General features: G+C 61.8%; 20 protein-coding genes and 1 tRNA gene. 14 read left to right on the top strand and 7 right to left on the bottom strand.

All coding sequences use genetic code 11. The annotated features are described in order from the left end of the window. The first annotated feature begins 366 nt into the window (after positions 1-366). The 3 genes from AB8A23_RS09810 to AB8A23_RS09800 all read left to right on the top strand — a co-directional run bounded on the left by AB8A23_RS09810 (position 367) and on the right by AB8A23_RS09800 (position 2027). A complete protein-coding gene (locus AB8A23_RS09810) occupies positions 367-942 on the top strand; it encodes a GNAT family N-acetyltransferase (RefSeq protein ID WP_120287095.1) in 576 nt (191 codons plus the stop codon). Next, on the top strand, positions 939-1664 hold the full coding sequence (locus AB8A23_RS09805) for a sulfite exporter TauE/SafE family protein (protein WP_120287096.1): 726 nt from the start codon (positions 939-941) through the stop codon (positions 1662-1664). The genes AB8A23_RS09810 and AB8A23_RS09805 overlap by 4 nt, the downstream gene beginning before the upstream one ends. Before the next feature lie 204 nt (positions 1665-1868). Then, entirely contained in the window at positions 1869-2027 is a 159-nt protein-coding gene (locus AB8A23_RS09800; protein WP_158596719.1) for a hypothetical protein, read from the top strand. Between the two features lie 18 nt (positions 2028-2045). Here AB8A23_RS09800 and AB8A23_RS09795 read toward each other — a convergent pair whose 3' ends face one another. The 4 genes from AB8A23_RS09795 to AB8A23_RS09780 all read right to left on the bottom strand — a co-directional run bounded on the left by AB8A23_RS09795 (position 2046) and on the right by AB8A23_RS09780 (position 6081). Next, on the bottom strand, positions 2046-2954 hold the full coding sequence (locus AB8A23_RS09795) for a LysR family transcriptional regulator (RefSeq protein ID WP_120287097.1): 909 nt from the start codon (positions 2952-2954) through the stop codon (positions 2046-2048). A gap of 15 nt (positions 2955-2969) precedes the next feature. Further along, positions 2970-4478, bottom strand: a complete 1509-nt coding sequence (locus AB8A23_RS09790; protein WP_120287098.1) for a tripartite tricarboxylate transporter permease — start codon at positions 4476-4478, stop codon at positions 2970-2972. 15 nt (positions 4479-4493) lie between these two features. Further along, positions 4494-4979 (bottom strand): tripartite tricarboxylate transporter TctB family protein, encoded by a 486-nt coding sequence (locus AB8A23_RS09785; RefSeq protein WP_120287099.1) that lies wholly within the window; start codon positions 4977-4979, stop codon positions 4494-4496. Between the two features lie 184 nt (positions 4980-5163). Beyond that, a complete protein-coding gene (locus tag AB8A23_RS09780) occupies positions 5164-6081 on the bottom strand; it encodes a tripartite tricarboxylate transporter substrate binding protein (protein ID WP_439060544.1) in 918 nt (305 codons plus the stop codon). Between the two features lie 154 nt (positions 6082-6235). On the opposite strand from AB8A23_RS09780, the gene AB8A23_RS09775 reads away from it, so the two are divergent. The 4 genes from AB8A23_RS09775 (at position 6236) to AB8A23_RS09760 (ending at position 7689) form a co-directional block, all read left to right on the top strand. Continuing rightward, entirely contained in the window at positions 6236-6514 is a 279-nt protein-coding gene (locus AB8A23_RS09775) for a hypothetical protein (RefSeq protein WP_147421568.1), read from the top strand. Next, a complete protein-coding gene (locus AB8A23_RS09770; protein WP_093757095.1) occupies positions 6511-6933 on the top strand; it encodes a VOC family protein in 423 nt (140 codons plus the stop codon). Before AB8A23_RS09775 ends, AB8A23_RS09770 begins: the two co-directional genes overlap by 4 nt. Before the next feature lie 20 nt (positions 6934-6953). After that, positions 6954-7433 carry a VOC family protein gene (locus tag AB8A23_RS09765; protein ID WP_120287102.1) on the top strand — a complete coding sequence of 160 codons (480 nt, stop codon included), beginning with the start codon at positions 6954-6956 and terminating at the stop codon, positions 7431-7433. 179 nt (positions 7434-7612) lie between these two features. Continuing rightward, a tRNA-Met gene (locus tag AB8A23_RS09760) sits at positions 7613-7689 on the top strand. Positions 7690-7796: 107 nt separating this feature from the next. Here the strand turns inward: AB8A23_RS09760 and AB8A23_RS09755 are convergent. Next, entirely contained in the window at positions 7797-8522 is a 726-nt protein-coding gene (locus AB8A23_RS09755) for a GntR family transcriptional regulator (RefSeq protein ID WP_374725611.1), read from the bottom strand. 236 nt (positions 8523-8758) lie between these two features. Here AB8A23_RS09755 and AB8A23_RS09750 point away from each other — a divergent pair, with 236 nt between their 5' ends. The 5 genes from AB8A23_RS09750 (at position 8759) to AB8A23_RS09730 (ending at position 14281) form a co-directional block, all read left to right on the top strand. After that, the gene (locus AB8A23_RS09750; protein WP_120287103.1) at positions 8759-9790 is read left to right on the top strand and encodes an amidohydrolase family protein; all 1032 of its coding nucleotides are present in this window, start codon (positions 8759-8761) and stop codon (positions 9788-9790) included. Next, entirely contained in the window at positions 9787-10692 is a 906-nt protein-coding gene (locus AB8A23_RS09745) for a VOC family protein (protein ID WP_120287104.1), read from the top strand. Before AB8A23_RS09750 ends, AB8A23_RS09745 begins: the two co-directional genes overlap by 4 nt. Next, positions 10689-12257 carry a bifunctional 3-(3-hydroxy-phenyl)propionate/3-hydroxycinnamic acid hydroxylase MhpA gene (gene mhpA / locus AB8A23_RS09740; protein WP_439059832.1) on the top strand — a complete coding sequence of 523 codons (1569 nt, stop codon included), beginning with the start codon at positions 10689-10691 and terminating at the stop codon, positions 12255-12257. Before AB8A23_RS09745 ends, mhpA begins: the two co-directional genes overlap by 4 nt. A 73-nt stretch (positions 12258-12330) precedes the next feature. After that, positions 12331-13179 (top strand): fumarylacetoacetate hydrolase family protein, encoded by an 849-nt coding sequence (locus AB8A23_RS09735; RefSeq protein WP_439059833.1) that lies wholly within the window; start codon positions 12331-12333, stop codon positions 13177-13179. A 124-nt stretch (positions 13180-13303) separates the two neighbouring features. Beyond that, a complete protein-coding gene (locus AB8A23_RS09730; RefSeq protein ID WP_439059834.1) occupies positions 13304-14281 on the top strand; it encodes a Bug family tripartite tricarboxylate transporter substrate binding protein in 978 nt (325 codons plus the stop codon). A gap of 91 nt (positions 14282-14372) precedes the next feature. Here AB8A23_RS09730 and AB8A23_RS09725 read toward each other — a convergent pair whose 3' ends face one another. Continuing rightward, entirely contained in the window at positions 14373-14864 is a 492-nt protein-coding gene (locus AB8A23_RS09725; protein WP_439060545.1) for a Dps family protein, read from the bottom strand. Positions 14865-15128: 264 nt separating this feature from the next. Here AB8A23_RS09725 and AB8A23_RS09720 point away from each other — a divergent pair, with 264 nt between their 5' ends. Beyond that, positions 15129-15824 (top strand): class I SAM-dependent methyltransferase, encoded by a 696-nt coding sequence (locus AB8A23_RS09720; protein WP_439059835.1) that lies wholly within the window; start codon positions 15129-15131, stop codon positions 15822-15824. A gap of 217 nt (positions 15825-16041) precedes the next feature. Here the strand turns inward: AB8A23_RS09720 and AB8A23_RS09715 are convergent, their stop codons facing one another. Beyond that, positions 16042-16407 carry an ArsR/SmtB family transcription factor gene (locus tag AB8A23_RS09715; RefSeq protein WP_089265920.1) on the bottom strand — a complete coding sequence of 122 codons (366 nt, stop codon included), beginning with the start codon at positions 16405-16407 and terminating at the stop codon, positions 16042-16044. A gap of 115 nt (positions 16408-16522) precedes the next feature. On the opposite strand from AB8A23_RS09715, the gene AB8A23_RS09710 reads away from it, so the two are divergent. Then, the gene (locus AB8A23_RS09710; RefSeq protein WP_175367844.1) at positions 16523-17695 is read left to right on the top strand and encodes an MFS transporter; all 1173 of its coding nucleotides are present in this window, start codon (positions 16523-16525) and stop codon (positions 17693-17695) included. The last annotated feature ends 151 nt before the right edge of the window (positions 17696-17846 follow it).

Genomic DNA, 17846 nt, shown 5'->3' with positions numbered 1-17846 from the left:
CCACTCATTTCGCCGGAGCGTGAATCTTTAATCGGACGAATCTGCGGCTGATATTTGTCGAGCGCGCGTTGTTCGTCCTCGCATTGAATCAATTGCATCCCATCGCATGCGTTCGGCGCGGCCGCCTCTTCCCAATGCAACGCGCACGCTTGCGATCACGTCGATCGCCCGCTCTGTCTCATCGCACATCCCGATATCCCGTTTCCCACACGCAGTTTGAATCACGTGCAACGCTGACGGCTGCGCGCGCGTGGTCATATCATTCTTGCAGCGATCTCCTTCGATCGGCTGACGCATCGCGATAGCGGCGCGACCTAAACAGGTCGCTCAACGCCATCACCGCAATCGCATTCGTTCCGGAGCAACATGACCAATCACGCGATCAACCTGCGACTGGCACGTCCGAGCGACGCAGCGAAGTTGCAATCTTACTTCAGAACGCTGTCGAAGCCCTCGGGCTACAATCGTTTCCTCGGAAATGTGGCCGATCAATCCATCAGCCACATCGATCGCACCATCGGCGGTACCGGCAGCGCCTTCTTCTGCGTGATCGCCACGACGCAATCGGAGAAGTCGCATCACATCGTCGGTGAGACCGTATGCGCCGCGACCGCCGCCGCGGAAGTCGCCCTGTCGGTAGACGACGCCGTGCAGGGATGCGGCATCGGTCGTGCATTGCTAGCGACGGTGGAGGCACTGGCGGCCCAGCGAGGCGCGCAGGAACTGTACGGCACGATCTTCGGCACCAACGATCGCATCCGCAAGCTCGCTTGCTCGCTTGGTTATGCCATCGAACGTAGCGATGGCGATTGGACTCACCGCCTCCTGCGCAAGACGCTCCTGCCGCGCAGGACCCTTCCGTTCATCGCGGGTCCGGCCGTCGTCGCATCACCATTGCCATATCCGGATGGCGCGTTAGGCAAGGGGCTGGGCCAGCAATGACCTCATCCACATTCATCATTCTCAGCGCCGCCGTGTTCCTCGGCGCGTTTGTTTCCGGACTGGCCGGCTTTGCATTCTCGGCCGTTGCGGGCGCTCTCCTGCTGCATGTCCTGCCACCGATCGAGGCCGTTCCATTGATGATGGCCTGCAGCGTCGCCGTTCAGGCAACGAATCTTTGGGCGCTGCGCGACGGCATTGCCTGGAAGGAAAGCCTGACGCTTGTCATTGGCGGTGTTCTCGGTGCACCGCTTGCGATCTGGCTGCTACAGACCGCCGATGCGCGCATTCTCAAGGAAGGCTTTGGCGCACTGATCGCGATCTATGCCGCATATATGCTGCTCCGGCCGTCACTCACGCATCTGAACCGGATGACCCGAAATCGAAATGTCATGATCGGTTTCGGCGGCGGCCTCGTCGGCGGACTGACGGCGATGCCCGGAGCCCTGCCAACCATCTGGTGCGACCTGAACGGCGTGCCGAAAGCGCAACAGCGCGGCCTCGTGCAGCCGTTCATCGCCGTGATGCAGATCTTCTCGCTCGTCCTGATGTTGTCCCGGCAGCAATTGTCGCCGAACATCGTCAGCGAATTCGCTTACAGCCTTCCCGCCCTGGCCGCGGGCGTCTGCCTCGGAATCTTTGCATTCCGCAACGTGCAGGACGCCACATTCCGACGCACCATTCTCGTCCTGCTGCTGTTCTCAGGCGTGGCCCTCATCGTGTGACGATGCCGTTGCCATACAGGCCGCAACAGGCTGCCGATACGATCCGCGTTCCGCGCGATTGCGACATCAATCGGCTCGGGTCTATTTAAAATCGATAATGTCGATTGCAAGCGTCAATAATATTCGTTTGTCAAAATTCATGGCAGTTCTAGGGTTGAAGGACCCGAGGAGCTATGCCGCCCCTCGATCATGCAGGAGCCGACCATGAAAACGATCATCCACCCCGACGTATCGGTCGCTCTCGCGCTGTTCGCCTTTGCTGCGGCGATCATCGCACGCCTGACAGTTACCAAGCGTTCCCGGCACAGCGCCGATCAGATCGCGGCCATCGTTGCGACATCGGGATATCCGTCCGGCACCTAGCCGCGCCTGCCCCCCGCATCACGTCCGCCTTGCCGGACGTTTCGGCGCCCTCGCCTGCCCTGCAGGCGCGGGCTTTTTGTTGGCCGCGTCATGCGCGAGGCGATGCATGAGTGCGACCGCTTCGGCGATGATCGCATCGTCGCGATCGCCGGGATAGACGACATAGGCTGGCATCGAGAATTCCGGCGCATCGGCGACGGCATGCAGCCGCCCAGCCTTCAGCTGGGGTGCAACGATGCGGCGCGGGAAATATCCGGAGCCGCCATTCTCCAGCACATGCTGCAGCCCGAGCCAGCCGATATTGGCCGTAAGCGATGGTCCCGCGAAATCCGGAAACAGCGCCATGTGGCGCGCATAGAATTCCGGGCCCCAGTCGATATAGACGTAACCCGGCTGCGGCTCCGGCGCGCTGTGCGTACTGGTCGAGACCAGAATGAGCTGTTCATCGAACAATTGCTCGACCTTGAGACCGGGCCGGCTCTGCGGCGTATACATCACGCCGATATCGATCCTGCCTTCGACGAGGCCCTGCATCAATTCGGCTTCGAGAGCGCTCTCGGCGCGGATCGCGATATCCGGATGTTTCGCGCGCATCAGCGGCAGCCAGTGCAGCAGATGCTCCTCCCACAGCCCAATGCGACCGCCGACGGTCAGCGTACCACTGAAGCCTTTCGCAATGCCGACATCCTGCCGCGCATGTTCCACCGTACGTACCAGCGTGGACGCGTGTTTCTGAAACTGGCGGCCGGCGGGCGTCAGCGTCGCACCGGCCTTGTTGCGGACGAACAGCGTCACGCGCAGCAACTGCTCGAGCGCCTGGATCCGCGCGCTGACCGTGGACTGCGTGACATGGAGTTTGTCCGCCGCAGTTACGAAATTGCCGGCGCTCACAACCGCAAGGAATGTCCTGGCCAATTCGGTGTCCATGCGAACGCTCCCCGGCTACGCGCCCTCGTCGAGCGCGACCATCTCGCGCTTCTTGCGCAGTGCAGGCAACAGCGGGGCGATCAGCAGCACCACTGCCAGCAGCAGACAGGCTGCCGAGATCGGCCGCTCGATGAAGGTCATGAGATTGCCCTGCGACAGGATCAATGACTTCCGCAGATTGTTCTCCAGCAGCGGACCCAGCACGAAGGCCAGCACCAGCGGCGCGGGCTCGTAACCGAACTTGCGCATGAAGTAGCCGATCACGCCGAAGCCGATCATGACATAGACGTCGAACACATTGTTGCTGCTGCAATAGACGCCGATGATCGTGAACAGGATGATCAGCGGGAACAGTACATTATAAGGCAACTTCAGCAGCTTCACCCACATGCCGATCAGCGGCAGGTTCAGCACCAGCAGCATGAGGTTGCCGATATACATGCTGGCAACGATGCCCCAGAACAGTCCGGGGTTCTGCGTGATCAGCAGCGGGCCGGGCTGCAACCCGTGAATGACGAAGGCGCCGAGCAGCAACGCCATCACCACGTTCGGCGGAATGCCGAGGGTCATCAGCGGAATGAAGGCACCGCCCGCCGCCGCGTTGTTCGCCGCTTCAGGTCCGGCAACGCCTTCGATGGCGCCATGACCAAAACGTTCCGGATGTTTCGACAGCCGCTTCTCCAGCGCATAGGACGCGAAGGACGCGACCACGGCACCGCCGCCCGGCAGGATGCCGAGGAAGAAGCCTAAAATCGTGCCGCGCCCGATCGGGCCGGCGCTGGCCTTCCAGTCTTCCTTGTTGGGCAGGAGCTGCGTGATCTTGGCATTGATGATGTCGCGCTTGATCACCTGCTCGGTGTTGAGCAGCACCTCGCCGAGCCCGAACAGACCCATCACCACGGGCACCAGACCGATGCCGTCGATCAGTTCGATCCGGCCGAAAGTCAGCCGCGGCTGCGCGGTGATGCTGTCGAGGCCGATGAGGCCAAGCACGATGCCGATACAGGCCATTAGCAGCGCCTTGGCCATCGAGCCTTGTGTCAGGAAGGTCAGCACCACGAGGCCGAGCACCATCAGGCTGGCATATTCGGCGGGACCGAACGCAATGGCGACCGAGGCGAGTGACGGCGCCACCAGCATCAGCATCGCCAGCGCAAAAGTGCCGGCGATGAAGGAGCCGAGCGCGGAAATGCCGAGCGCCGGACCGGCACGGCCCTGCTTCGCCATCTGGTGGCCGTCGATACAGGTGACGACGGAGGCGGCCTCACCGGGAATGTTGACCAGAATCGACGTGGTCGAGCCGCCATACATCGAGCCGTAATAGATGCCGGCCATCATGATGATGCCGGATTCCGGCGTGCCGGACAGCGTCACCGGCAGCAGCAACGACATCGCCGAGATCGGCCCGATGCCCGGCAGCACGCCGACCAGCGTCCCGATGAACACGCCGATGAAGCAGTAGAGAATATTGACGGGCTGCAGCGCGACACCGAAGCCGTGCATGACATTGACGAGAACATCCATGATCCGTGTTTCCCGTCAGCCGATTTCAAACATGCCCGAAGGCAACTGGATCAGCAGGCCGCGTTTCAGCACCCACCACACACCAACAGGCGCCAGCACCGCGAGCGGGATCGCCAGCGTCCAGCGCACGGGATCGATGACGCGCAACAACACCAGCATCAGCGGGATGGTCGAGATCAGGAAACCCAGCGGTTCGAGCGCGAAAGCATAAGCCGAGAGGATGACGATGATCGCGCCCGGCTTGCCCCAGCTTGCACCTTCCCACCGCGAGCCAAAGGTCGGTCCCCCTTCGGTTACCGAAGCGAGAACGATGGTGAGCGCGAAAGCGCACATCAGCAGGCCAATATAGAACAGCATGAAGCCGGAGCCGGGATCGTTGATGGTGCCGAGCTTCAGCTTGAGGCCGGAGCGAATGACGAACACGCCAAGCGCAATGCCGATCACGCCGGTCCAGAGTTCTGAATTGTTGAGCCGGAATGGCGGGCGGGTGGAGGAGGACATGGAGTGCCTTTGGTAGGTGCCTCGTATCTGCAGCGCCCCGATTAGCTCCGATGTCGTCCCCGCGAAGGCGGGGACCCATACACACCATCGATATGTTGCGGCAGTAAGGAGAGGACTTGCTTCGACTACAAACGTCAGAGGTTATGGGTCCCCGCCTTCGCGGGGACGACACCTGTGTGTGAGGCTACTTCTTGCCCAACCCGATTCCCTCGATCACCTTGCGCTCGGAATTGGTGACCTCGACAACGAATTTCTTGTAGTCCTCGGTGTTCTTGTAGTTCGGCACCATGTCGTATTTCGCCAGCGTCGCGATGACAGCGGGATCCTCGATGGCCTTCTTGAAGGCGTCGTGCAGCTTGGCGACGATCTTCGGATCCATGCCCTTCGGGCCGGCGATGCCGAACGGCGAGTCATAGACCATCGGATAGCCGCTCTCCTTCAGCGTTGGCGCATCCGGGAAATTCGGCGACCGCTTGTCGGTCCACACCATTAGGAGGCGCAGCTTGCCTGCATCGACCAGTGGCCGCCAGCCGGTGGAATCCGCCTGCAGCATGGTGTGATTGCCGAGCACGGCAGCGTTGGTTTCAGCACCGCCCTTGAACGGCACCTGCGTGAGCTTGATGCCGGCCATCGCCGCGATCTGCTCCATGCCCACATGCAGCGAGGTGCCGGTGCCCGGCGTCGCATAGGTCACCTTGCCCGGATTGGCCTTGGCGAAATCGACCACGTCCTTCCAGGTCTTGAACTGCGACTCCGCATTCGTCGTAATGCCGAAGGTGTAGCCGGTGAGATGGATGATGTAGGAGAAATCCTTGTCCGGATTCCACGAGACTTCCTGCATCAGCGGCAGACGGAACACGGTGATGGGAATCTGCGAGATGGTGTAGCCATCCGGCTTGGCCGCGGCTGCCATGGTCGCGGGACCGACCGTGCCGCCACCGCCGCCCTTGTTGTCGACCGCGATCGGCTGGCCGAGATGTTTCGACGCCGCGTCCGCGATCGCGCGCATCGAGATGTCGGTGGAGCCACCGGCGGGCCATGGCACGATCAGTGTGATCGGCTTGGTCGGATAGTCCTGCGCCTGGACTGCACCACCGAACATGGTGGCGGCCGCGGAAAGCGCGACAGCAGCGGACAAGGCAAGGCGATTGCGTTGCAACATGTGTTTCTCCCTCTGCGATTCCGGGGGTGATGCCCGGACCGGCTGTATTTTTATTGTCGTTCAGTCTAGCCCGGAACAAACCCAGGAAAAGGACATGTTCCGAACCAGGCTGCGAACGCGTCTTGCGTCTTTGGCAATCAACGATGATTTCACCGCCGCCGCAATTCGCAATCAGGATGAGCCATGCGACATTCCGTCTGCACGCGGAGATCGCCGGGCTAGAATATTGATCGCAGGGGAGAAAAATTCCGCCGGCAAAAATATCGAAAGAATTTTGGAGCCGATGTCGGATCGCGGCCGGGCCAACCGTCCTTTGCGGGACAATCGCCAAGAGAACACTCACAACGCATACCCACTGGAGTTCATCCGATGAGCAAAATGATCTTCGTCAACCTGCCCGTCACCGACCTGCCCCGCGCGGTCGCCTTCTATGAAGCGGTCGGCGCGACCAAAAACCCGCAATTCTCCGACGATACCGCCGCCTGCATGGTGTTCTCCGACACCATTCACGCGATGCTGCTGACGCACGACAAATATCGCCAGTTCACCTCGAAGAAGATCGTCGACGCGAAGACGTCGAGCGAAGTTCTGATCTGCGTCTCCGCCGACAGCCGCGACGAAGTCGATGGTCTCGTGAAGAAGGCCGTGGGTGCGGGCGGCAGCGCCGATCCGACACCCACGCAGGATTTCGGCTTCATGTATGGCCGCAGCTACGAGGATCCCGACGGTCACATCTGGGAAGTGATGTGGATGGACATGGCCGCCGCGCAATCTGCGATGGCTCAGGCCTGATCGAGAGAGGGATAGCAGCGATGTCAAAGATCTCACCCTGCATCTGGTACGAGACCGAGGCCGAGGAAGCCGCCAGGTTCTACTGCTCGCTGGTGCCCAATTCCTCCATCGATCGCGTGCAGCGCGCCCCGATCGATTATCCCGGCGGCAAAGCAGGCAACGTGCTGGTGGTCGGCTTCACGCTGGCCGGCCAAAGCTTCATTGGCCTCAATGGCGGCAGCCCCGCCACATTCAGCACGGCCGTGTCCTTCACCATCCATTGCGAAGACCAGGCCGAGGTCGATCGTGTGTGGGACGCCATTTTGACAAATGGCGGCAAGGCAAACGCCTGCGGCTGGATCAACGACCGCTGGGGCGTGCCCTGGCAGATCGTTCCCAACGGCTTCACCGAGATGCTTGCCAGCACCAACGGCGAGGGCGCCAAGCGTGCCATGACGGCCATGATGGGCATGGTCAAGCTCGATCTGGCCGCCCTGAAAAAGGCCTTCGACGGCGGCTAGACGTGGCCATAAGTGCCTGATCGGGCGGCGATAGCTGCCCGATCTCCAAATCGGCGGCCGGGTTGCGGGAACATCTATTCAGGCACCGATTTGAGGCGCTACTTTGCTTGACATCGAGTCCCTCGACTTCTTATATGCCGCGCATTCGCCGGGGACAATTTGTCCCCTCCGGATGCCGTGGCGGGGTAGCTCAGTTGGTTAGAGCACGGGAATCATAATCCTGGGGTCGGTGGTTCGAGTCCACTCCTCGCTACCAAATTTTCTGCCTACCAAATCTTGCAGACATGTTTCCAAGGCCTTGCATGCGTCGCGAGGCCTTTTTCATGCCCGCAGAGGTGCTTGCTCGGCCTGCGTCCGTGCCCGCTACGATGCCGCGTCTTCGCCCTCATGCAGTTCAGAAAAGATCTGCTTGTCCTGGAGAATGACTTCAGCGGTCTGCCTGTAATGCGCGGTGAGCAGATCCACGGCGTGGTCCGCATCGCCGCTCAAAACTGCAGTCATGATCGCCTGATGCTCGTCCGTCACATGGCGTGACGGGAAGGCCTTGCGGATCGACAGACGCCGATAGCGGTAGAGCTGGTCGGCGAGTTGTCCGCAGAACGCGATCAGAGACTGCGAACCGCAATTCCCGATCAAGGTGCGGTGATAGACGCGGTGCAGCCGCTCCCATTCCGGATTGTCTTCGAAGTGTTCGGCATTGAGCGAGCGCGGGGTTCGCCCGAGGCGATGTTGCGCGAGCAGAAGCTGCTCCTCCCATTGCGGCGTCGAGGCCGCCATGGATTCCCGCAGCGCCAGACTCTCGACCCAGCACCGGGTCTTGGTCAGTTCGGCCAGTTCGCTGCGGCTGATATCCGCGACATAGAATCCGCGCTGCTCGCGGCACTCCACCAGACCATCGGCGGTCAGCCGGTTGAGCGCCTCGCGGAGCGGCGTCTGACCGGTCTGATACAGCTCGGTCAGGAAACGCATCTGGAGTTTCCGGCTCGGCTCGAGCCGTCCGGACAGCAGGTCCTCCCGCAACCGGTCATAGACCGTGCTGGCCTGGGTCGAGGACGGCGGCGAAGCCAATTCCAGTGAGGTTGTGTCCACGTGCTTCAATCCCGGAATCATCTGCCTGTCGGCTTCGATTTCTATACACTTTTTCTGATTTCAGAAAAATCTATAAATTTTTATTGTACGAGCCGATTTCTATAGATATTAGTTCCCCAAGGTCCTGAGAGATGACTGGCGGGAGGCGCGACAATGTTTGGCAAGGCTCAGCAAGCGCCTGAGGCATCGGCAGTTTTCGCAACTGTCCAGCCGCGCATTGCCCGATCACAGTGCCTATGAGCGCCATCTCCCCATGCAGCTGCGGGATCGATGTCCACGCACATGTCGTGCCGTCCTCCTTCCCTTCCTACCTGGGCGCGGCGGTGCCGGCCGACTGGCCGTCGATGGCGGATGCCAAACCCTGCCACAAGCATGTGATGATGGCCGGCCGCATCTATCGCACGGTGTCGGATCGCTGCTGGGATGTCGCCAAGCGCGTCACGGATATGGCGGAGATGGGACTCGGCGTGCAGGCCATTTCGCCGATGCCGGAGCTACTGTCCTATTGGATGGAGCCCGCAGCGGCGAATGATCTCCTCCGCTACATCAACGACCAGATGGCCGAGATGGTCATGCATTCCGGTGGCCGCCTCGTCGCCCTCGGCGCGGTACCGCTGCAGGACATCGACCGCGCCATTGCCGAGCTGCATCGGCTGAAGCACGAACTCGGCTTTGCGGGCATCGAGATCGGCAGCAACATCAACGGCAAGCCGATCGGGTCTCCCGACTTCGACGGATTCTTCGCCGAGGTCGAGAAGCTCGACATGGCGGTGTTCGTCCATGCTCTGCGGCCTTGCGGCATGGATCGCCTCGTCGGCCCCGCGCAGTTGCAGCAGGTACTGGCCTATCCGACCGATGTCGGCCTTGCCGCGGCATCCGTCATCACCTCGAACCTCTTGCTGCGCCACCCGCGCCTGCGCATGGCGTTCAGCCACGGCGGCGGCACGCTCGCCTCGCTGCTGCCGCGGCTTCAGGAGGGATATCAGGTATTTCCTGTGCTGCAGGAGAGCATCCAGGAATCGCCGATCTTGCAGGCACGCCGGCTCTATTACGACGCGCTGGTCTATGACGACCCGACGCTGCTGCATCTGATCGCCAAGTTCGGCGCGACGCAGATCATGCTCGGCACAGACTACCCGTTCGCATTTCACGATCGCGCGCCGGCAACGCGCGCCGCATCAGCGATCGGCGACGAGGCGACGCGCAATCTCGTCCTTCATGCCAATGCAAGACGTTTCCTCGGCCTTGACGAGCAGGCTTCGCAATGACCCATTTCCCGATCACAGCCCTGCGCAGTGTCGATCTCGACACGCCCGACCTGCAGCGATCCGAGCAGTTCTACACATCTGTGTGGGGACTCGACCTCGTGACGCGCCACGAAGGCGTCACTTACTTGCGGGCCAGCGGCACCGATCACCATGTCGTCGCCTTGCAGCAGGGCGATCGCCCCGCGCTGAGGGCCATTACGTTCCGGCTGCATTCGGATGCGGAATTCGAAACGATCGCCGCAGCATCAGTGAAACACGGGGCCACGCTGCTCTCCGGCCCGGCTCCGAATCCGGGGCCCGATGGCGGAACGATCATGAGCATTCGCGCGCCCGGTGGCGGCGTGCTTCGCTTCGTTCATGGCGACCTGCAACATGCCGAAGCTCCGTCATCGGCCAACCGGCCAACGCGTCTCGCGCATGTCAACATCAACAGCACCGCTGTCGATGATCTCGCCGCGTTCTACGAACAGGCGCTCGGCTTCCGGCTCACCGACCGCTCGAAGATCATGGCCTTCGTTCGCTGCAACAGCGACCACCACGCCATCGTCATCGCCGACGCTGCCGTGAACGGGCTCAATCACGTCGCCTTCCTGATGCCGGATCTCGAAGCGGTGATGCGCGGCTCGGGTCGCATGATCGATGCCGGATTTCCCATTGCCTGGGGCGTCGGCCGCCACGGCCCCGGCGACAATGTGTTTGCCTATTTCATCGATCCGGTCGGGATCGTCATCGAATACACCGCCGAAGTTCTGCAGGTCGATGACAGCTATGTCGTGCGCGGCCCGTCGGAATGGGTCTGGCCACCCGGCCGCACCGATCACTGGGGCATCGCCCCGCCCAAGGCCGATCACGTCAAGGCGGCACAGGTTGCCGTTCCCTATGCCGACGGGAGTGCCGCGTGACGGTTTCATCCGAGCAGACACGGAATGATTTTCAGGTCGTCGTGGTCGGTCATGGTCCGTCAGGCGCCATCGCGGCCAGTCTCCTTGGCGACCGGGGCATCCGCACGCTGGCGATCGACCGTCAGCTAGAGGTCTATGACAAGCCACGTGCGATCGCGATCGATCATGAGATCCTGCGCCTGCTCGACAATCTCGGCGCCGCCGAGCGCGTGCTGCCTTACGTTGCTCCGTTCCCCGCCTCCCAGCATTTCGGCGCTAAAGGGCAGTTGATCCGCCGCATCGACATGGTCGCGGAGCCCTATCCGCTCGGCTACACGCCCAGCATGGTGTTCACGCAGCCGCCGGTCGAAGCTGCCTTGCGCGAACATGCCGCGGCCTATGACAGCGTCGAGGTCGAGCTGGGCACCGAACTGCTCGGCTTCGAGCAGTCGACCGATCGTGTGACACTGCATTTGCGCGACGATCGCGGCATGACGCGCGCCATCACCGCCGACTACGTCATCGCTTGCGACGGCGCATCGAGCGGCACCCGGCAACAGCTTGGCATCGCATTCGAGGATCTCGTCTTCGATGAGCCCTGGCTTGTCGTCGATCTTCAGGTCAACGACGCCTCCCTCAGCAAGCTGCCGCAGACCGCGGCGCAATTCTGCGATCCGTCGCGGCCCACGACCTTCATCATCGGCCCCGGCAATCATCGCCGCTTCGAAATCATGCTGCTGCCCGGCGAAGATCCGCGCGAGATGGAAACGGCCGCGCAGGTCTGGCGGCTGCTTTCGCGCTGGATCACGCCTGATGATGCCATGCTGTGGCGTGCTGCAAGCTACCGGTTTCATGCGCTGGTCGCGCAGGAATGGCGATGCGGCCGCATCTTCCTCGCCGGCGATGCCGCGCATCAGCAGCCGCCGTTCATCGGCCAGGGCATGTGCCAGGGCATCCGCGACGTCGGCAATCTCGTCTGGAAGCTCGACCGCGTACTCCGCGGACAATCCAATGCAAAATTGCTCGACAGCTACGGCGAGGAGCGCGGCGAGCATGTGCGCCAGCTCACTTCCCGCATCAAGGCCATCGGCCATGTGATCTGCGAACGCGATCCCGACGCCGCAGCAGCACGCGACGAGCGCATTCTTGCGGAGGGTGGCGGCCAACCCCGCACCATCACCCGTCAGGAAATCGTGCCGCCCTTGCAGACGGGACTACTGGCATTTCCCCTCCACCCGGCACACGGCACGTTGTTTCCACAGCCCTGGATCAGGACTGCAGAAGGACGGCGCCGTCTCGATAGCGTCGCCGGCACTGGATGGCGGCTTGTGCTCGATATGCGCAACGAACTGGAGCTCAGTCCCGATCTGCGAGCGATCCTGACTCGGCTGGACATCAGGCCAATTCGCATCGGCCCCTCCGCCGATGACGTACTTACTGAAGAAGATGGCGTTCTCGCTGCCTGGTTCGATCGCCACGGCTGCCATGCCGCCGTCGTCAGACCCGACCATTACGTCTTCGGCGTCGCCAGCGAGACCAGCGCACTCGACGCGCTGCTCACCGATCTTGCTGAGCGGCTCCGATGATCACGCCGGCCGCACAGCGTCAACACACCAGCATTCCCCACGGACATGCAGCTTCCAGAGCGAGGACATCACGATGAAATTGGCAAGTTTTCAGATCGGCACCAGCAAGACCTGGGGTGTGATCGAGGGCGACGAGGCGCTCGACATCGGCGCAGTTCTCGGAGCGCGCTATCCCGATCTCAAATCCGTCATTGCAGCCGACGCGCTGTCCGTGGTGCGTGATGCAGCCGGCAAGGCCAAGCGTATCCCGACAGCTGATATCACCTGGTTGCCGGTCATTCCAAATCCGGACAAGATTCTCTGCATCGGCCTGAACTATGAAATGCACCGCAAGGAAACCGGACGCGCCGAAGTCGATAACCCCACGGTGTTCGGCCGCTTTGCCAACAGCCAGACCGGCCATCTCACCAATATCATCCGGCCGAAGGTCTCGACCCACCTCGACTTCGAAGGCGAGCTCGCCATCATCATCGGCAAGCCCGGACGATACATTTCGCAGGCAGATGCATGGAGCCATATCGCCGGCTATGCCTGTTACAATGAAGGCAGCGTGCGCGATTTCCAGCGTCACACCCATCAGTTCACGCCCGGCAAGAATTTTCCGGAGACCGGCGGCTTCGGTCCCTGGATGATGACGCCGGATGAACTCGGCGATGTTGCGCCGTTGCGGCTGCAGACCCGCGTCAATGGCCAGGTCGTGCAGGATGCCACCATCGATCAGATGATCTTCGATATCCCGCGTCAGATTGAATACTGCTCGTCCTTCACCCGTCTTGAGCCGGGCGACGTGATCGCCACCGGCACGCCGGGCGGCGTCGGCGCCAAGCGCACGCCTCCGCTCTGGCTCAAGCCGGGCGATATCGTCGAAGTCGAGATCGATCGGCTCGGCGTGCTGCGCAACGGCGTGGCCGACGAGGCCTGATGCAAGCGGCAGCACGCGCCACCAGCGCCGCGGGCTGCTTCGCACGACAAGACCCGCTTCGTTCAAAAAGCACGCCTCAACAAGCGATCAGAAATCGCAGGCCATCCATTTCAGGAGGAAGTCCATGCTCACATTGTCCCGTCGTATCTTGTTGACCGGCAGCATTCTTTGCCTCGCGCTGCCCGCCTACGCGCAATCATGGCCGCAAAAGCCGGTGACCATCGTGGTACCGCAGGCGGCGGGCAACAGCCCGGATGTGCTGTGCCGCATCGTCGCCGAAAAACTGTCCCGCGCGCTCGGACAACAGTTCATCGTTGAGAACCGCCCGGGCGCCGCCAACCTCGTCGGCGCGCAGACGGTCGCGCGCGCCGCGCCTGACGGCTACACTTTCCTGTTCGCGACGTCGGCGGCGCTGGTCACCAATCCCTACACGTTCAAGAAGCTGCCCTACGATCCCGTGAAGGATTTCGTGCCGGTGGCGATGGTGGCGCGCAGCAACCACGTCCTGCTCGTCAATCCCGAGGTGAAAGCAAAGACGCTTGCGGAATTGATTGCGCTCGAAAAATCCGCACCCGGTTCCCTGAGCATGGCGGTCGACGGCGCGCGCAACATTTCCGGCCTGATCGCTCAGACAATCAACAAGCAGGCGGGCACCAGTTTCGTGCTGGTCCCCTACAACACCATCACCAACGCGATCCAGGACAGCCTGACCGGACGCACCCAGGTGACGATCCAGTCCGCATCGGTGGCTGAGTCCTTCATCAAGGCCGGTACGCTGCGGGCACTCGCCATTGCCGGCAACAAGCGCGTCGATTCATTGCCGGATGTGCCCGCGATCGCCGAGACGTTGAAGGGCGCGGATCTGCAAGGCTGGTTCATGATGATGGCCCCGACCGGGACACCTGCCGAGATCGTCGACAAACTCAGTGCCGAGATTGCGCAGGCACTGAAATCGCCGGACGTGCAGGAGCGCGCGCCCGTGCTCGGCTTCGATGTCGCCTCCGGTGACGTGGTGACGCCTGCGGGCGCGAAGCGCTTTTTCGACGCCGAGCTTGTCGCCACAGGCAAGACGATTCAGGAACTCGACATTCAGCCTGAATAACCGCGACCCTGCGCCTGGTGCCGAACAACGGCATCTCCACATGAAAACGCCCGCTAGCGGGCGCTTTGACGCATTCAATCGGAGACGAAGCTTACGCCTCGTTGCCGCCTTCCTGCTGCGACGCCTCGAACAGGAACCAGGTGCGGCGCTCGGTGTCGTCGATGTAGTTTTCAAGCAGGCTGGCGCTGGCGATGTCCTTGGCGTCGTCGCAGACCTCGTGAGCCTTGCGCATCGCCGCTGCCATTCTCTTGTTGTCGTTCATCAGCTCGCGCAGCATCTCCACCGGCGGCACATAAGCCTCGTCATTGTCCTTGATGGTCTGCAGCTTGGCGACTTCGCCGATCGAACGCAGCGTGCGACCGCCGATCTTGCGCACGCGCTCTGCCAATGGGTCAGTCGTCGCAAAAATCTGGTCGGACTGCTCGTCGAGCATCAGGTGATAGTCGCGGAAATGGCGCCCGCTGAGATGCCAGTGAAAATTCTTGGTCTTCAGGTAAAGCGCGAAAGCGTCGGCGAGCAACCCGTTCAGCGCCTTGGCCACCTTCTCCACGGCGTCGGCTGAGAGGTCAGTCGGGGTATTCATTTCGGCAGCGATTTTCGATGTCTTGGTGCTCACGTTACTTACCTTCCCGTGTCGGATGATTTGATGGCTGGAGGGTTGTCGTCAGGGCGGAAGATTTCAGGAAAAATCGGAGTGGTCTTGACGGAAAGCACTGCAAATTTCCGAAAACTGCGGTTCTTGAAGGAAAGGCGGTTTCCCACGCGCCTGAAAACGCTCTAGACCGTTTCAACGCATCACAAATATAGGGGTTCCCGACACGGGAACAACAATCGGGCCGGGCAGACGATGGAAGATTGGATCGATTATTACGATTCCACGCATACGATTTATGCGAGCAAGCTGCATCGTGACGTGCATTTCGAGGTCATCGCCCGCGATATCATTGGCTACATCGCCTCTCAGGATGCCGTCGTGCTCGACTACGCCTGCGGCGAAGCACTCTCGGCCGCCAAAGTGGCCAATGCCTGCAGCAAGCTGATCCTGGCAGAGCCCGCGCCTGGCGTTCGCGGCCGACTGGTCGCCCGCTTCGCGCCCAACACCAAAATCCGGGTCCGGTCGCTGGAAGAGTTGCGCAACATGACGGCGCAGTCGATCGACCTGGCCGTCATGAATTCGGTGGCTCAGTACATGACCGGCCCCGAACTCGACGATGCCTTTGCGATCATCAAGCGGCTGCTGGCGCCTGGCGGCAAGCTGGTGGTCGGCGACATTCTGCAGCCCGATGTCGGCATGGCGACCGATGTCATGGCGCTGCTGAAGCTCGCTCGGGAACACGGCTTTCTGTGGGATGCGTTCGTTGGGCTTGTTCGCACGGCCCTCTCGGACTACCGCCAGCTGCGCACCAAGGTTGGCCTGCAGCGCTACAGCGAGGCGGAGATGCTGGCCAAGCTGACCGCGGCCGGATTCCGGGCCTCGCGGGCGCCGGTCAATATCGGCCACAATTCCTCGCGCATGACCTTTGTCGCCCATCACGCATTCTGAGGTATCGGCTGGGGCAAACGGACGATTAAGGTTAACAGACGGTTTACAAAACTTGAGGTGGATCGCTACCCCGTGATCGGTAACATTGTGCTCGGCCCGGTGGCGGAAATGTCTACGCGGGGGCGATGCATCGCTCTTTATCCTGGTTCAAGTCCAGGCTGGGCCTCCAACCTTTCAGACATTCACCAGTGCGTCGGCCACCCGCGTGTCGGCGCTGTCAGGCTTCGGTGAATTCCAGCACCGGAAGCTGCAGGCGCTCGGCATCGCGCTCGGCCGATGCGAGCACCGCATCCAGCAAACCCGGAAACCTGCTCTCGAGATCTTCGCGGCGCAGTTTCATCAACCTCGCCGTCCCCACCGCGCGCGTTTCCATCAGGCCGGCCTCGCGCAGTTTCGCAAAATGATAGGCGAGATTGGACTTGCCGCTGAGGCCGTAAAAATCGCCGCAGCGCAATTCTCCGACCTCTTTCTCGCGTTTGGCCAGATTATAGACGATCGCCAGCCGGATCGGATCGCTCAGGCAATCCATCACGCCAGGCAATTCGATCTGTTCGCGCGTGGGATGCGGGAGAATTCGGCTCATGACTCCTCAATACTGATTCCGCCCGGCTGTCGCAATGTTCAATATTTCTTGAACCATTTGACATTTTGCATTGCCGCATCGATAGTTCAACGAGAATTGAACTAAGGATTTGGCGATGAGCGTCTTCTGGCTGGCCCTGGCGGCATTTGCGATTGGGACCGAAGCATTTGTAATTGCTGGTCTTCTTCCAATCATGGCAGCGGACCTGAATGTCACGTTGGCGGTCACGGGACAATTGGTCACCGTTTACGCCATCACCTATGCCATCGGCTCGCCGATCCTGGCTGTGCTGTTCAGCAATTTTGACCGCCGCACCGTCGTCTCGCTGGCGCTGGTCTGTTTCATCGTCGGAAATCTTTTGGCGGCCGTTGCGACCACATTCGGCACGCTCCTGCTGTCGCGCATGCTGATGGCCGTGGGCGCCGGACTGTGCATGCCGACCGCCATGGCCGTCGCAATCGCGATCGCTGCACCGGAACGCCGTGGCCGCGCCGCGTCGCTGGTGATCTCCGGCCTGACGGTGGCGACGGTTCTGGGCGTGCCGCTCGGAACCTGGGTCGGCAGTCATTTTGGCTGGCGGTCGACGTTCGTGATGGTCGCAGCGCTCGGCGCCGTCGCATTGGCCGGGCTGCTGCTGGGATTGCCCCGCGGTTTGCCGCGCACTGCTGCCACCCTCGGTCAGAGGCTCGCCGTTGCGCGCCATCCCGAAGTGCTGAAAACCCTTGCCGTAACCTGCATGTGGGGCCTCGGGGGCTTTACCTCATTCACCTATCTGGCTGTGCCGCTGCATCGGCTCGGCTTTGACGCCAACGGAATCAGTCTGGCACTGCTGGTCTTTGGCGTCGCTGCGGCCATCGGAAATACCCTGGGCGGCGCGATGTCCGACCGTATCGGGCCGCTCCGGACCTCGACGCTGGGCCTGATCGGCATGATGCTGTCACTGACGCTGCAATCGGTGGCCCTGACATTCGCGCCGCCCGCCACTGCGGGCGTGCTGTTTCTGGTCTTCATTTTTACCCAGGGCATTGCCGGCTGGATGTTCTATCCCGGACAGGTCGCACATCTCGTGCGCGTCACGCCGGAAGCCTCGGTCATCGCGCTCTCGCTGAACGCCTCGGCCATGTATATCGGCTTTGCCGCCGGCAGCGCGTTGGGCGGCGTGGTGCTGTCGACATTGAGCTCCAACCACCTCGGCTGGATCGGCGGCTGCGCCGAGGCGGCAGCCCTCGCGCTCGTCCTCGCCGGACACCTTCTGAAGCGCCCGAAACCGGCCCAAATTGCCGGTTGATGGCACCTTCAAAAGCCTTCCCCGCCCCGTTATAGTGGTCTAAAGACAGCCGCGCGCGAGGATCGGCCTATGGCTCCCTGAGGGGTCAATGGCTGGTTTGGCGCCCGGGCCCGAGGGACGCGCGTATGCGCGCCCTTTTTTTGTGCCGATT

The sequence above is a fragment of the Tardiphaga sp. 619_E2_N8_4 genome (assembly GCF_051810905.1).
Lineage (GTDB): Bacteria > Pseudomonadota > Alphaproteobacteria > Rhizobiales > Xanthobacteraceae > Tardiphaga > Tardiphaga robiniae.
The sequence above is the reverse complement of the archived record's forward strand: the minus strand, read 5'-3'. Positions and strand labels throughout refer to the sequence as shown.

What these genes read in the sequence shown, in the direction of transcription:
- AB8A23_RS09810 (WP_120287095.1), top strand. Translation starts at nt 367, where the DNA reads ATGACCAATCACGCGATCAACCTGCGACTGGCACGTCCGAGCGACGCA.
- AB8A23_RS09805 (WP_120287096.1), top strand. Translation starts at nt 939, where the DNA reads ATGACCTCATCCACATTCATCATTCTCAGCGCCGCCGTGTTCCTCGGC.
- AB8A23_RS09800 (WP_158596719.1), top strand. Translation starts at nt 1,869, where the DNA reads ATGAAAACGATCATCCACCCCGACGTATCGGTCGCTCTCGCGCTGTTC.
- AB8A23_RS09795 (WP_120287097.1), bottom strand. Translation starts at nt 2,954, where the DNA reads ATGGACACCGAATTGGCCAGGACATTCCTTGCGGTTGTGAGCGCCGGC.
- AB8A23_RS09790 (WP_120287098.1), bottom strand. Translation starts at nt 4,478, where the DNA reads ATGGATGTTCTCGTCAATGTCATGCACGGCTTCGGTGTCGCGCTGCAG.
- AB8A23_RS09785 (WP_120287099.1), bottom strand. Translation starts at nt 4,979, where the DNA reads ATGTCCTCCTCCACCCGCCCGCCATTCCGGCTCAACAATTCAGAACTC.
- AB8A23_RS09780 (WP_439060544.1), bottom strand. Translation starts at nt 6,081, where the DNA reads ATGTTCGGTGGTGCAGTCCAGGCGCAGGACTATCCGACCAAGCCGATC.
- AB8A23_RS09775 (WP_147421568.1), top strand. Translation starts at nt 6,236, where the DNA reads ATGTTCCGAACCAGGCTGCGAACGCGTCTTGCGTCTTTGGCAATCAAC.
- AB8A23_RS09770 (WP_093757095.1), top strand. Translation starts at nt 6,511, where the DNA reads ATGAGCAAAATGATCTTCGTCAACCTGCCCGTCACCGACCTGCCCCGC.
- AB8A23_RS09765 (WP_120287102.1), top strand. Translation starts at nt 6,954, where the DNA reads ATGTCAAAGATCTCACCCTGCATCTGGTACGAGACCGAGGCCGAGGAA.
- AB8A23_RS09750 (WP_120287103.1), top strand. Translation starts at nt 8,759, where the DNA reads ATGAGCGCCATCTCCCCATGCAGCTGCGGGATCGATGTCCACGCACAT.
- AB8A23_RS09745 (WP_120287104.1), top strand. Translation starts at nt 9,787, where the DNA reads ATGACCCATTTCCCGATCACAGCCCTGCGCAGTGTCGATCTCGACACG.
- AB8A23_RS09735 (WP_439059833.1), top strand. Translation starts at nt 12,331, where the DNA reads ATGAAATTGGCAAGTTTTCAGATCGGCACCAGCAAGACCTGGGGTGTG.
- AB8A23_RS09730 (WP_439059834.1), top strand. Translation starts at nt 13,304, where the DNA reads ATGCTCACATTGTCCCGTCGTATCTTGTTGACCGGCAGCATTCTTTGC.
- AB8A23_RS09725 (WP_439060545.1), bottom strand. Translation starts at nt 14,864, where the DNA reads ATGAATACCCCGACTGACCTCTCAGCCGACGCCGTGGAGAAGGTGGCC.
- AB8A23_RS09720 (WP_439059835.1), top strand. Translation starts at nt 15,129, where the DNA reads ATGGAAGATTGGATCGATTATTACGATTCCACGCATACGATTTATGCG.
- AB8A23_RS09715 (WP_089265920.1), bottom strand. Translation starts at nt 16,407, where the DNA reads ATGAGCCGAATTCTCCCGCATCCCACGCGCGAACAGATCGAATTGCCT.
- AB8A23_RS09710 (WP_175367844.1), top strand. Translation starts at nt 16,523, where the DNA reads ATGAGCGTCTTCTGGCTGGCCCTGGCGGCATTTGCGATTGGGACCGAA.